The sequence below is a fragment of the Burkholderia sp. 22313 genome (assembly GCF_052045245.1).
Classification (GTDB): domain Bacteria; phylum Pseudomonadota; class Gammaproteobacteria; order Burkholderiales; family Burkholderiaceae; genus Burkholderia.
Map to the genome: position 1 here is coordinate 17894 of NZ_JBQEON010000016.1, position 12793 is coordinate 30686.

Below are 12793 nucleotides of genomic sequence, written 5' to 3' on the forward strand. Positions count from 1 at the left end.
ATCGGCCATTCCGACCCCGCGCCGCGACCGCGCACGTCGCGGCAGGCACGGAGCGCAAGCGCGATGGCCGAGCCGCGTTTACGTCAGCATCGGCATCGCTTCGATCAGCGCGATTCCGAGCAGCGCGCCGAGCGCGGCGCCGATCAGCTTCGGATGCCACCGATCGAGATGCAGCGACGTGAGCAGCGCCCCGATCAGGATCACGCCCAGCAGCGCGAACGCGATCACGAGATAACCGATTTCGAAATCGTTGTTGATCAGCATGATGTCTCCTTCCCCATGTCGGCGTGTCGAACTCACCGGATCGCCATTCGTTTCGGCGACATCGCACGCACGCTTTGCCTGTCTGAATTATATATCACAACGTGATATAAAAAGCGATCGCGCGGGGCACAGGCCGCGAAGGGGTGGCAGTCGGCCTGCGTGATGCGTGCGCGGCGTTCCTGCCGGCCTGGTGCCCGACGGCGCGGCTCGCCGTTACCCGGCTTGACGCTCGCGGGCACGTCACCCACACTGGGTTGATCGACGGGGCGCGGTGTGCGCGGATGCGTGCGAGTCGCGTCCCGACCTGAACACGAACGCACGGAGAGCTTCGACGTGGTGCGCTTTTGGTTCCGATCGACCGGCGGCCTGGCGGGCTGCGCCGTCGCGGCCGTCGCCGTCGCTGCGCTTGCGCGCCCCGCGTTCGCCGACACGGGCGACGACGCGCCCGTCACGCTCGTCAGCGACGTCCACGTATTCGTGATCCAGCACGACGGTTCGCTCGACGAGCACGACGATTCGACACTGCGCGCGAACGATGCGAACGGGATCGACGCGATCGCGCAGCGCTATGTGTGGTTCGACAAGAACCTGGAGAAGGTCGACCTCGTCGCGGCGGAGACGATCGATCGCGACGGCGTCGCGCATCCGGTCGGCCCGGACGCTATCCGCGACGTCCAGGAGCCGCGTTCGGCCGGCGCGCCGACCTTCCAGGACGGACTGCTGCGCACCGTCGTGTTTCCCGGCGTCGAGGCCGGATCCAGCACGCGCATCGCGTTTCGCAAGTCACGCACGAAGCCGGTCAACGCGGGCTACTTCGGCTACTACGTCGAGCCGTCGCGCGAGCCGGTGGAGCATCAGCGGCTGATCTTCGACGTGCCGGCCGACCTGCCGCTGCATGCGGATGCACGCGGCTACGTTGCGCTGCCGCCCGTCACGGAGAACGGCCGCACCCGCTACGAATTCGACTACCGGCATGGCCCGTACGATCGCATCGAGAGCGGCGCGGTCGGCTATCCGACTTACGGCGACCGGCTCGTGGTGTCCACGCTGCCCGACTATGCGGCGTTCGCCGCGCGCTACCGCAATGCGGCCGTCGACCCGAGCGCGAACGATCCGGCCGTGGTGCAACTGGCGCGCGCACTGACTGCCGGCGCGGCCGATCCGCACGAGCAGGCGCGCATCCTGTACGACTGGGTGCAGGCGAACGTGCGTTACGTCGCGCTTTTCCTCGGCGAGACGGCCGCCGCGCCGCATCGCGTGACCGACATCCTGCGCAACCGCTACGGCGACTGCAAGGATCACGTCGCGCTGTTCGGCGCGTTGCTCGCGGCGGTCGGCATCCGCAGCGAACCGGTGCTGATCAATCTCGGGTCGGTGTACACGTTGCCGTCGGTGCCCGGTTACGGCGGCGGCGCGATCAATCACGCGATCACGTGGCTGCCGGATCTCGGCCTGTACGCGGATACCACGACGGGCGGCATCGCGTTCGGCGACCTGCCGCCGATCGTGATGGACCGGCCTGCGCTGCTGGTCGACACCGGCGTGCTGTCGCGCACGCCGGCCACGCAACCGAAGCGCCGCACCGCACGTGTGGAGATCGATGCCGCGCAGCCCGGTGCCGCGCGGTTTCACGCGCTCGTCGAGGACGACGGCTGGACCGCCGAGCTCGAACGCACGCTGTTTCGCCGCGCGCCGCCGGACCGCATCCGGCAGCTCGCGAACGAACGTCTGCGGCAAAGCGGGCTGCGCGGCCGCGCGCAGATTGCGACGAGCGATCGCCGTGCGACGGACGGGCCGTTCGACGTGACGTATGCCGGCACGCTCGACCACTTCGTGTGGCCGGACGGCACGACCGCCGTACCCGCGCTGTCGAGCCTCACGGGCGGCATCGCGACGCAGGTCGAGCGCTGGCTGGCCGAACCGGTGCGCACGCAGCCGTGGGCCTGCCTCGACGGCACGTTCGACGAGACCGGCCAGATCGCGCTGCCGGCCGGCGTCGCGGTGACCGATCTGCCGGCCGATACGGCCGTGCACGACCGCTTCGTCGACTTCACGTCGCATTACGTATTCGACGCGGCCGCGCACGTCGTGCAGGTCACGCGCCGGATGACGGCGGCGTTCGGCCGCCAGGTCTGCACGGCCGACGAATTCACGGCGCTGCGCACGTCGCTGGAACGGATCGAACGCGACACGCAGGCGCAGATCGTCGTGCGGGCCAGGTAACGTTGAACGCCCGACGTCGAGCGCGGGGCATGCGGTGCCCGGCACGGCCGGACACGCGACCGGACACGCGGCCGAACCCGGCCGACGCACAGGAGAGGAACATGACTGAACGGGAACACGAGATCGCCGATCTGTCGAAGGATTTGCTGGGCCGGATCGTGCAGGGCGCGATGACGAACGGCGCGCCGGTGGATGCGCAACAGTGTGCGGTGCTGGCCGTGCAGTGCGCGACGGCGCTGATGGACGAGCTCGACGCGCGCAGCGGGTGAGCGGAATCGTCACGGGCGGCGGCGGAGCGGGTAATACGGCAGGCGATACGGCTGGCCATACAGCGGCGGCCCGACAGGCGTTCGCATCGCCTCGCGTCGCGCATCGCGCGTGAAGCGTGACACGTCACACGTCGGCGTGCGTGTCGCTTTCCGCTCGCACCGCGCCCGGCGACTGCCCGACCACGCGCTTGAACGCGCGGCTGAACGCGGCGAGCGACCCGTAGCCGAGCCGGTACGCGACGGCTTCGATCGTCTCGCGGTCGCGCGTGATCCACTGCGCGGCGAGCCGCATCCGCAGTTCGGTCAGGTAACGCACCGGCGTCATCCCGGTGGCCGCGAGAAAGCGCTCGGCGAACACCGAGCGCGACACACCCGCTTCGGCGGCGAGTTCCGCGACGCTCCAGTTGCGCCCCGGATCGCGGTGCAGCGCGACGATCGCGCGGCCGAGCTTCGGTTCGCGCAGCGCCTGCACCCAGCCGGTTGCGTCGCCGCATCCGCATTCGACCCAGCCGCGCACGATGAACGCGGCGACCACGTCCGCGAGCCGCGCGAGGATGCCCGCGAAGCCCGCGCGCGCGGAGCACGATTCGCGCTCCATCGCGTCGAGCATCGGGCGGATTTCCGGGTAGCGTGCGAGTAGCGTGCCGACGTGCATGAACGCCGGCATCGTGCCGACGAGCGGCTGCATGCCGCCGAGATCGAGTTCCATGCAGGCGCTGAAGATCAGCGCATCGCCGGCGCCCGGCTGCGTCGCCGCGCACGACGTCGCGCCCACCGACGCGACCGTGTCGCAGATCGTCGCGGCCTCGAACCCGCCGATCTCGCGGCACGGCGCATCGGGATCGGACATCAGCGCATGGGTGCGGCCGTGCGGCAGCAGGATCGCGTCGCCGGCCTCGAGCCGCACCGTCGTGCCATCCGCGTCGCGCAACAGCACGGGCCCGCGCCCGACGAAATGGAACTGCGCGCGGCCCGGCGCATGGACGAAACTCAGCCCGAACGGCCGCGGCACCTGGATCCGGCGGTACTGCACGCCGCTCAGGCGCATGCCCAGCAGCAGCTCGCTGACGAGATCGTGCACGTCGGGGACAGGCGGAAGCAGGGGCTCGGCCATTTTGAGATTCGGACGATCGATCAACATAAACGGATTGTATGTCATAGACCGTCCTGATGCGGTTCCTTACGATGAGCCCTCATCCGTACTTTCCCTAAACGACTCGGACCGACGCATGAATCCCGGAATCTCTTCTGCCGCCTCCACGGCGGCGCCCCGCGAACCGGCCTGGGGCGCCGTCCTTGCGATGACGCTCGGCGTGTTCGGCCTCGTCACCGCCGAATTCCTGCCCGCGAGCCTGCTGACGCCGATGGCCGACAGCCTCGGCGTGACCGAAGGCGTGGCCGGTCAGGCCGTCACGGCCACCGCGACGGTGGCGCTCGTCACGAGCCTGCTGATCTCGGCGCTGACGCGCACGATCGACCGGCGCCGCGTGCTGCTCGCGTTCTCGGTGCTGCTCGTCGCATCGAATCTCGCGGTCGCGTTCGCGCCCGACCTGACCACGCTGCTGATCGGCCGCGTCGTGCTCGGCGTCGCGCTCGGCGGCTTCTGGACGATGGCGACCGCCACCGCGATGCGGCTCGTGCCGACCGCGCTGGTGCCGCGCGCGCTGTCGATCATCTTCAGCGGCGTGGCGGTCGCGACGATCGCGTCGGCGCCGATGGGCAGCTACTTCGGGCACCTGATCGGCTGGCGCAACGTGTTCCTGATCGCGGCCGGGCTCGGCGGCATCGCGTTCGTGTCGCAGGTGATGACGCTGCCGTCGATGCCGCCGAGCGGCACGACGCGGCTGCGCACGCTCGTCGACGTGCTGCGCCGGCCGACCGTCGGCCTCGGGATGTTCGCGACGATCCTCGTGTTCACCGGGCATTTCGCGTTCTTCACGTATCTGCGGCCGTTCCTCGAGCAGGTGGCCGGCGTCGGCGTGAACGGGCTGTCGGCGATCCTGCTTGGCTACGGGATCGCGAACTTCGTCGGCACGTCGCTCGCGGGCCGCGTGCTCGAACACCGGTTGCGGCCGATGCTGATCGGGATGCCGGCGCTGATGGTCGTGCTCGGCGTGGCGCTCGTCGCGCTCGGCCGCGCGCCGATGATCGACGCGGTGCTCGTCGCGTTGTGGGGGATGGCGTTCGGCGGCGTGCCGGTCGCGTGGTCGACGTGGGTCACGCGCACCGTGCCCGATGAAGCCGAGAGCGCGGGCGGGCTGATCGTCGCGGCGATCCAGCTCGCGATCGCGACGGGGGCGGCGGCGGGCGGCGTCGTGTTCGACGCGAACGGCGCGGGCGGCGTGTTCCTGAGTGCGGCCGCGGTGCTGGCCGTCGCGGTCGCGACGATCGTGACGGGCGTGCCGAAGCGGGTCGGCGTGGCGACGGCATTGGCCGAGTGACGGATCGCGGCAGGCCGACGCGCGATCGCGCATCGGCTCGCCGCTCAGCGCGTCGGTGCGTGTGTGTCGAGTAACTGCCGGTGACGCGTTTCGGTGGCGTCGTCCGCGGGGAACATGCATTCCATGCGCAGTTCCTGAGCGGCGGCGCTTTGCGGCGTGCCGACCGTCGTGATCAGCGAGAAATAACGTAGCACGACGCCTTCGTGGATGAAGCTGACCGGAATCACGGGCGTCGACGGTACGGCGGCCGGTATCGGCGGTGTTTTCCAGTTACGCGGGGCATCCGGGCTGGCGAGCAGTTCGTCGAGCAGCCGCTGCGTGCCGTCGTCGATCACGTGGCCGACCGATTCGCGATACACGCGCTGCAGCAGGCTGCGCGACACGCTGTCCCAGTCGGCCACGAACGGCTGCATGCCGGACGGATCGAACATCAGGCGCAGCAGGTTGCGCGGGCCTGCGCGTGCGGCCATGTCGATGAAGCAGCCGAAAAAGCGTGGCGCCGCATCGTTGGTCATCAGCACGTTCCAGTGCCGGTCCATGACGATCGCAGGGAACGGGTCATGCTGGCGAACGACCCGTTCGAGCGCGCGGATCACGCCATCCATCTCCTCCGCGTCCCACGGCGCTTCCGAATACACGGGTGCGTACCCGGCGGCGAGCAGCAACGCGTTGCGCTCGCGCAGCGGCACGTCCAGCGTCTGCGCGAGGGTCAGCAGCGTATCGCGGCCGGGCACGCTGCGCCCGCTTTCGATGAAGCTGATCTGGCGCTGCGAGATGCCGGCGTCGAACGACAGGTCAAGCTGGCTCACGCCGCGCAGGTCGCGCCAGTAGCGCAACAGCCGGCCCAGTTCATGCGGCGGCGCTTTCGGATCGTTGCAGTCGGGGTTCATCGAGTTGTCCTGAGCGTTCCGTGAGCGACGCCGACGACTATATCGAATTCACGCGGCGCCCGCATGCCATGCGAACGCATCGAACGGTGCTTCGAGTACCGGTCGGGTCACGCTGCCGACGTAGTTCGTGATCGTCGATGCGGCGACCACCGCGATCACTTCGAGCAACTGTTCGGCGCTGAACCCGGCGTCGAGGAAACGCTGCCGGTCGGCATCCGCGATGCGGCCACGGGTCTCGATCAGCGTGCGCGCCAGTGTCGACAGCGCAGCCAGTTCCCTGTCGTCGGGCACGCCGCCGCGCCTGAGCGCGTCGACGTTGGCGGCATGCACGCCCTGTTGCAATGCGAGCGCGGTGTGGAATGCGACCGGCCATTCGCTCGCGTTCGTGACCGCGTTGGTGAGCAGCAGCGTCTGGATCTGTGGCTCGGTGAGGCTGCTCGCGTGCACGCGTTCGAACAGGCCGATGAAGCCGTTGATCAGCACCGGCGACGCAGCCATGGCCGCAGCGATGTTCGGGACCGCGCCGAAGATATTCCGAAGTTGCTCGAGGACAGGCTTCGACTCGGCAGGAGCCGAGTCGATCGTATGAAGCGGATAGCGGGACATGACGCCTCCTGGGCGATGAGCGCCGCCGGAATGGCGGCGCGACACCTGAAGCGTAGGGACGGTCGTGTCGCGCGCCAATTACATCGGATGTAATCGTCCGCTAGCCGTCCCGGGAAGCGGCTAGCCGCCGTGCTTCACCACTGCCGCAAGCGCCCTCATCGCCTGCATGTAAGGGTACGGCCCGTGACTGATGCGTGCGACGCCGTATTCCGCGAGTTCGGCGAGCGTCGGCGTTTCCGAAACGCGCATGATGTTCACGGGCAGCGGCGATGCGGCCGTCAGCGCGCGAATCAGCGCCGGCGAACGCAGGCCCGGCACGAACAGGCCGTCGGCGCCGGCCGCCGCGTAAGCGCGGGCGCGCGTCAGCACGTCGTCGAGCAGCCGTTCGTCGTGCGTGTCGGCCGCGGCCTTGAAGAACACGTCGGTGCGCGCGTTGATGAAGTAGCCAATCTCCGCGCGATCGGCCGCCTGTCGCGCCGCCGCGAGACGCGTGGCCGCGTCGTCGACGGTGCGAAGTTCGCCCGTCGCCGGAAAACTGTCCTCGAGATTGCAGCCGATCGCGCCGGCTTCGATGCTGCGCGCGATCGTGTCGGCGACATCCTCCAGCCGCTCGCCATATCCGCTCTCCAGATCGACGGTGACGGGCAGGTCGGTCGCCTGCGCGATCCGCGCGAGCACTTCCATCACGAGCGCTTTCGGCATCTGCTCGCCGTCGACGAAACCGTTCGCGGCCGAGACCGACCAGCTGCCGGTCGCCAGCGCGACACCGCCTGCGTCGGCAACCGTGCGCGCGCTGCCGGCGTCCCATACGTTGAACAGCGCGAGCGGCCGGCCCGCACGGTGAAGCGAACGGAAATACGCGGCTTTTTCCTTGTTATTGCTGCTCATGTTCGTCCCTCGGGTTGAAATTCAAATCGGTAGCGATCCCGAACGATACGTCGATCGTGTCGAGCGCCGCGAGGAACGCGCGCGCATCGAACAGCTCGCCGAGGCTGCGCACGCCGCCCGACGTCAGCGTCCGGCCGCTCAGCAGGCGGACCGTCGCTTCGACGATGATCGGCGCGCTGACCGCATAGATATCGCGTCCCGACGCGGTGGCGCGATGCGTGATGCCGTTCTGCACGACGACGGCGTCCATCGCGAACTGCTGCGCCGAGCGGCCGAGCGCGTCGACCGGTTGCGGCGGCGGCGTGCCGGCATCGCGCACGTCGCGCAGCGCGAGCGTCGCGAGCCAGGACTCGATCGTATCGATGCGCAGATGACGCGCGAGTGTCATCACTTCGGAAAACGGCAGCAGCGTCACATCGACGTCGCCGAGCGGCGCCGGGAACGGCCACATGCGTTCGCGAGCGGTCGACGGCACCGCAGTCGGCTTGCCGTCCTTCTGGATCAGCCGGATCGCGTGATTGCGCTCGCCGGTCACGCGCGTGCCGTGCGTCGGGTGCCAGCTGTCGAGACCGGTCGCGACGTCGACGCGTTCGATCGGCTGGCGCGGGTCGACGACAGCCGTGACGAGCAGGTCGGCCAACCCACCGTAGAACGCGGCGGCCGGCACGAGCGTCACGCCGGCGGCGCGCGCGCGGGCATCGCGCTGATCGGTCAGCGCCTGGACGGACGGCTGCTCGGCCGTCAGGTCGAGGTACGGAATGCCGGCCCGCAACGCCGCATCGGCGAGCGGCAGCGCGGTATCGAGGTACGGGCCTGCGCAGTTGATCACCGCGTGCGCGCCGCGCAATGCGGCGTCGAGCGCGGCCGGATCGTCGACCGACGCGACGCGCCACGGCGCCGCGTCGCTGCCGCCTTGCGCGAGCCGGGCGGCATCGCGCCCGATGCGGATCGCGCCGAGGCCGCGCCGTTCCAGCTCGGCCAGGACAAACCGCCCGGTGTGACCCGTGGCGCCATACACTGCAACCGTCATTTGACCGTCCATGATCAACTCCGATACAGATCGGTATGTTTTATAGTACAGACCTGTAGCGTCGTCAACCCCGCGGTGCTATGATCGAATCCACTTGTGCGGGACAGGCGGCCTTGGCGGCCGGGCTTCGATGAAAAAGGCAACAGACACGAACGGGAGCGCGCCCGATACGCGCGAGCGCATTCTGCAGACGGCCAGCGCGCTGTTCTATCGGGAAGGCACGCGGGCGGTCGGCGTGGACCTGATCGTCGCGCAGGCAGGCGTCGCGAAGACGAGCCTGTATCGGCACTTCGCGACGAAGGACGACCTGATCGAGGCGTTTCTGCTGCGCGAGGACGCGGACTTCTGGGCGCACTGGGACGCGGTGGCCGCGCAGTACCGGCGCACGCCGCGCGAGGAACTCGATGCGCAACTGCAGTGGATCGGCGAGCGCATCGAGCGTCCCGGGTATCGCGGCTGTCCGCAGATCAACATCGCCGCCGAATACGCGGATGGCAATCATCCGGCTCGCAAGGTCGCCGTCGCGCACAAGCAGGAAATGCGGCGCCGGCTGACGGAACTGGCCGGCGCGATGGGGATCGACGAACCGGAGACTTACGCGCTGCGGCTCGCGACCGTCATCGACGGCGCGCTCAGCAGCGGGCAGGCGCTGCACGCGCACGGGCCGGTGCGCTTCCTGCAGGAGTTCGCGCAACTGCTGATGCCGAAGAAGGGCAGGAAGTGACGCGCGGGCCGAGCCGTTTCAGCCGCGCGTAGCCGGATCCTCCGACAGCGCGCGCAACTGGTCGCGCAACACATCGACTTCTCCCGCCGCGAACGGCCGTTCGATCTCGGCGTGCGCCTGCTGCCACAGTGGAAACGCATCGGCCAGCAGTTGCTGGCCGGCCGGCGTGAGTTCGAGCAGGCGGCTGCGCTTGTCGTCCGGATCCTGCGCGATCGTGACCAGCCCGCGCCGCTCGAGCGGTTTCAACGCGGCGGTCAGCGTGGTGCGGTCCATCGCGAGCAGCGACGCGACCGATTTCATCGGGGCCGGCTTCGGCCGGTTCAGCGACATCAATAGCGAAAACTGGCCGTTGGTGAGATCCAGCGGACGCAGCACATCGTCGAAGCGGCGCGCGAGTTGACGCGCCGCGCGCTGCATGTGCAGGCACAGGCAGCAATCGCGCACCATCAGCGTCGTTTCGAAGGGGAGCATTTCTTTGGGTGCCATGTTGCAATTGTGTTGATATCAACCTATCGTGTCAAGGGCGAGGAGCGGCAACCCGCCGTTCCCGCCATCGGACGGAGGAAGCATGAGTGCGCAACAGCAGTTGTATCTCGCGGTATTCCTCGGCAGCAAGGACAGCCCGGCCATGAAGGCGTGGATGGCGCTATCGGACGACGAGCGGCGCACGCGGGAGCGGGACGGCATTGCCGCGTGGCATGCGTGGGTCGAACGGCATCGCGACGCGGTCGTCGAGCTCGGCGGCCCGCTCGGCAAGACCAAGACGATCGGCAAGGGCGGCGTGACGGACACCGCCAATGCGATGAGCGGCTTTACCGTCGTGCGCGCCGCATCGCACGACGCGGCCGCCGCGCTGTTCGAAGGCCATCCGCATTTCACGCTGTTCCCGGGCGACGCGATCGACGTGATGCCGGTGCTGGCCGTGCCCGGCATGTGAACGATGGACCACGCCGGGCGCCGCGCGTCGTCAGTGCTCAGCGGCCTGCATGGCGCGCATTTCCCGACATTCTGGACGGAGACATTCCAATGAAGCTTTACGGATTTGCCGGCACGCGCTCGCAACGCGCGCTGTGGGGGCTGAAGGAACTGGACGCGGATTTCGAATTCGTGTCGGTCAACCTGCTCGCGGGCGAGCACAAGCGGCCCGAATTTCTGCGCCTCAATCCGGCCGGCAAGGTGCCCGTGCTGGTGGACGGCGACCTCGTGATTCCCGAGTCGGCCGCGATCGTGCTGCATCTCGCGGACAAGTACCCGGAGAAGGCGCTGCTGCCGGTCGATCCCGCGCAGCGCGCCGAGGCCTACCGGTGGGTCATGTTCGCGGTGACGGAGCTCGAGCAGCCGCTGTGGCGCATCACGCGGCATACGTTCATCTATCCGCCCGAGAAGCGCTCGCCGGCCGACATCGAACTGGCGCGCGAGGACTTCACGACGATGGCCGCGATCCTCGACAAGCATCTCGAAGGGCGCGAATTCATCGTCGGCGACAGGCTGACGGTGGCTGATTGCGTGACCGCGTATCTGATCGACTGGGCCAGCGAGTGCAACCTGATCGAACCGTTCCCGCAACTGCGTGCGTATCTCGAACGGTTGTATGCACGGCCGAAGGCGCCGCAGCGGATTGCGGAGGCGCGCAAGGCGGCGTGAAGATGGCATGACGACGGCGGGTCGGTCATGTCGACGGGCGTGACCGGTTTCGGCCGCGCGATCTCGCGGGCCGGCGGTTACGACACCTCGGCAGGGCCGCCGAGCGCGCGGCACAGCATCGACAAGTCGCGAACGGTCAGATGCGGGGACGGGGTACGATGCGCAGCGTGCCCTGTTTCCGACCCTTCGCGGCGCACGACCCAGGCCGCCTGAAGGCCCGCGTTCAACGCACCGACGATATCGAGGTGAAAGTCGTCGCCGACGTGCAGCAGTTCGGCCGCACGCACGCCGAGCGTCGCGGCAGCCGCATGGAAGATTTCCGGCTCGGGTTTCGCGAAGCCGAACGCACGCGCGCTCAGCGTTGCGCGGAAGAATTCCCCACCGCCGGTCAGCCGAAGATCCGCATTGCCGTTCGTCACCGCGATCAGCGGAAACCGCGCGCTCAACCACGCGAGCGCCGGTAGCGCATCCTCAAAGAATTCGACCTGGTTCCGCGCCGCATAGAACACGTCGTATGCGCGCTCGGTCAGCGTGACGTCTTCGTTCGCGCGTTCCAGCGCGAGCCGGATCGATCCGATGCGCAACGCGCGATAGTCGCTGACGAGATCGGGGCGCACGCGTTCGTATTCGTCGCGCAATTGGCTCAGCGTTTGCGACGTGGACAGCACGCTCGCCGTATTGGGCGCATGCGCGATCAGCCACGCATGCAGCGAGGCTTCGGCGCGTGCGACGGAGGGTCCGAACGGCCACAGCGTGTCATCGAGGTCGAACGAAAGGGCGGAAACGTGGGGCAGGCTCATGGCGACGGAAGATACCACGCAGTCGCGGTTCACCACGGCCACGGGATCGCATGCCCCGTGCCGCTCTCGACCGCCTGCCGATACAGGAAACGCGCCACGGTCAGATCCTGCAGCGCGAGCCCCGTCATGTCGAACACGGTGATCTCGCTCGCCGCGCGATCGACCGATACGCCGGCGGCGAGCACGTCGCCGATTTCCGTGCACGGGAGATCCGGCGCCCATTGGCATTCGCCGATGCTGCGGGCCTGCTCGTGGTCGTCCACGAAAATTCGTGCACGCTTCAGGAGGCCTTCGGGAAGTTCGCGCTTGCCGGCGGTATCGGCACCCACACAGGTCAGGTGCGTGCCCGGCTGAACCGCATCCGCGTCGAACAGCGGGCCGCCGCCCGGCGTTGCCGTGATGACCACGTCGCTGCCGGCCACCGCATCGTTGCGGTCCCGTGCGACGCGGATGTCGCAGCGGTCGCGGAATGCCGATTCGAACGCCGGATCCGGCTCGCCGCCGGCGCTCACGTACTGCACCGTGCACCGTTGTGGCAGCAGCCTGATCGCATGGTCGAGCTGGGCGCGCGCCTGCACGCCGGTGCCGAACACGCAGAGGCGCGTGCTGTCGCGACGGGCGAGCGCCTGCAGGCCGAGGCCGCCGGCCGCGCCGGTGCGGGCGGTGGTGATCGCGTTGCCGTCCATGATGCAGAGCGGCCGGCCGGTGGCCGGATCGAACAGCGCGATCGTCGCCTGATGCGGCTCGCCGCCGCGCGCGCGATTACCGGGCCAGAACCCGGCCGCCTTGAACCCGAGCAGATCCTGGCTCGCGACGTCGCCCGACTTGATGCCGAACACGCCGCCGGTATGCAGCCTCTCGCGCACGACCGGGAATACGCGTCCGGCGCGTTGACTGTGCAGCACGAACGCTTCGCGGACGGCCGCCATCACCTGGTCGGCTCGAAGGGCCGGTTCGACGACGTCGCGATCGAGAAGCAGGAGTTGGGCGTCTGTCGGCATGGTGGGCGAGCCT

Annotated in this window: 15 protein-coding genes; 6 read left to right on the forward strand and 9 right to left on the reverse strand. The window is 68.7% G+C overall.

Annotated elements, in window-relative coordinates; all coding sequences use genetic code 11:
- Positions 1 to 78: 78 nt before the first annotated feature.
- Positions 79 to 264 carry a hypothetical protein gene (locus ACTJKF_RS15155; RefSeq protein WP_440624322.1) on the reverse strand — a complete coding sequence of 62 codons (186 nt, stop codon included), beginning with the start codon at positions 262 to 264 and terminating at the stop codon, positions 79 to 81.
- A gap of 333 nt (positions 265 to 597) precedes the next feature.
- Between ACTJKF_RS15155 and ACTJKF_RS15160 the strand changes: the two genes are divergently transcribed.
- Positions 598 to 2487: a DUF3857 domain-containing transglutaminase family protein gene (locus ACTJKF_RS15160; RefSeq protein WP_440624323.1), complete on the forward strand. Its 1890-nt coding sequence runs from the start codon at positions 598 to 600 to the stop codon at positions 2485 to 2487.
- A gap of 101 nt (positions 2488 to 2588) precedes the next feature.
- The gene (locus tag ACTJKF_RS15165; RefSeq protein WP_440624324.1) at positions 2589 to 2756 is read left to right on the forward strand and encodes a hypothetical protein; all 168 of its coding nucleotides are present in this window, start codon (positions 2589 to 2591) and stop codon (positions 2754 to 2756) included.
- 124 nt (positions 2757 to 2880) lie between these two features.
- On the opposite strand, the gene ACTJKF_RS15170 is transcribed toward ACTJKF_RS15165, so the two are convergent.
- Complete coding sequence (locus ACTJKF_RS15170) at positions 2881 to 3915, reverse strand: AraC family transcriptional regulator (protein WP_440624325.1); 1035 nt, start codon at positions 3913 to 3915, stop codon at positions 2881 to 2883.
- 70 nt (positions 3916 to 3985) lie between these two features.
- On the opposite strand from ACTJKF_RS15170, the gene ACTJKF_RS15175 reads away from it, so the two are divergent.
- Complete coding sequence (locus ACTJKF_RS15175; RefSeq protein ID WP_440624326.1) at positions 3986 to 5197, forward strand: MFS transporter; 1212 nt, start codon at positions 3986 to 3988, stop codon at positions 5195 to 5197.
- Between the two features lie 44 nt (positions 5198 to 5241).
- Here the strand turns inward: ACTJKF_RS15175 and ACTJKF_RS15180 are convergent, their stop codons facing one another.
- The 4 genes from ACTJKF_RS15180 to ACTJKF_RS15195 form a co-directional block, all read right to left on the reverse strand.
- Positions 5242 to 6087 (reverse strand): helix-turn-helix domain-containing protein, encoded by an 846-nt coding sequence (locus ACTJKF_RS15180; RefSeq protein ID WP_440624327.1) that lies wholly within the window; start codon positions 6085 to 6087, stop codon positions 5242 to 5244.
- Positions 6088 to 6135: 48 nt separating this feature from the next.
- Positions 6136 to 6693, reverse strand: a complete 558-nt coding sequence (locus ACTJKF_RS15185) for a carboxymuconolactone decarboxylase family protein (protein WP_440624328.1) — start codon at positions 6691 to 6693, stop codon at positions 6136 to 6138.
- A 120-nt stretch (positions 6694 to 6813) separates the two neighbouring features.
- Complete coding sequence (locus ACTJKF_RS15190) at positions 6814 to 7581, reverse strand: isocitrate lyase/PEP mutase family protein (RefSeq protein WP_440624329.1); 768 nt, start codon at positions 7579 to 7581, stop codon at positions 6814 to 6816.
- Positions 7568 to 8611: a saccharopine dehydrogenase family protein gene (locus ACTJKF_RS15195; RefSeq protein ID WP_440624330.1), complete on the reverse strand. Its 1044-nt coding sequence runs from the start codon at positions 8609 to 8611 to the stop codon at positions 7568 to 7570. Before ACTJKF_RS15195 ends, ACTJKF_RS15190 begins: the two co-directional genes overlap by 14 nt.
- A 130-nt stretch (positions 8612 to 8741) precedes the next feature.
- Between ACTJKF_RS15195 and ACTJKF_RS15200 the strand changes: the two genes are divergently transcribed.
- Positions 8742 to 9335 (forward strand): TetR/AcrR family transcriptional regulator, encoded by a 594-nt coding sequence (locus ACTJKF_RS15200; RefSeq protein WP_440624331.1) that lies wholly within the window; start codon positions 8742 to 8744, stop codon positions 9333 to 9335.
- 18 nt (positions 9336 to 9353) lie between these two features.
- Here the strand turns inward: ACTJKF_RS15200 and ACTJKF_RS15205 are convergent, their stop codons facing one another.
- Positions 9354 to 9821 carry a MarR family winged helix-turn-helix transcriptional regulator gene (locus ACTJKF_RS15205; protein ID WP_440624332.1) on the reverse strand — a complete coding sequence of 156 codons (468 nt, stop codon included), beginning with the start codon at positions 9819 to 9821 and terminating at the stop codon, positions 9354 to 9356.
- An 82-nt stretch (positions 9822 to 9903) separates the two neighbouring features.
- Here ACTJKF_RS15205 and ACTJKF_RS15210 point away from each other — a divergent pair, with 82 nt between their 5' ends.
- Both ACTJKF_RS15210 and ACTJKF_RS15215 read left to right on the forward strand, forming a co-directional pair.
- Complete coding sequence (locus tag ACTJKF_RS15210) at positions 9904 to 10272, forward strand: hypothetical protein (RefSeq protein WP_440624333.1); 369 nt, start codon at positions 9904 to 9906, stop codon at positions 10270 to 10272.
- Between the two features lie 89 nt (positions 10273 to 10361).
- Positions 10362 to 10979 (forward strand): glutathione S-transferase family protein, encoded by a 618-nt coding sequence (locus ACTJKF_RS15215; protein WP_440624334.1) that lies wholly within the window; start codon positions 10362 to 10364, stop codon positions 10977 to 10979.
- 77 nt (positions 10980 to 11056) lie between these two features.
- Here ACTJKF_RS15215 and ACTJKF_RS15220 read toward each other — a convergent pair whose 3' ends face one another.
- Both ACTJKF_RS15220 and ACTJKF_RS15225 read right to left on the reverse strand, forming a co-directional pair.
- Positions 11057 to 11779 (reverse strand): HAD family hydrolase, encoded by a 723-nt coding sequence (locus tag ACTJKF_RS15220; protein ID WP_440624335.1) that lies wholly within the window; start codon positions 11777 to 11779, stop codon positions 11057 to 11059.
- 29 nt (positions 11780 to 11808) lie between these two features.
- Complete coding sequence (locus ACTJKF_RS15225; protein ID WP_440624336.1) at positions 11809 to 12780, reverse strand: ornithine cyclodeaminase family protein; 972 nt, start codon at positions 12778 to 12780, stop codon at positions 11809 to 11811.
- Positions 12781 to 12793: the final 13 nt, after the last annotated feature.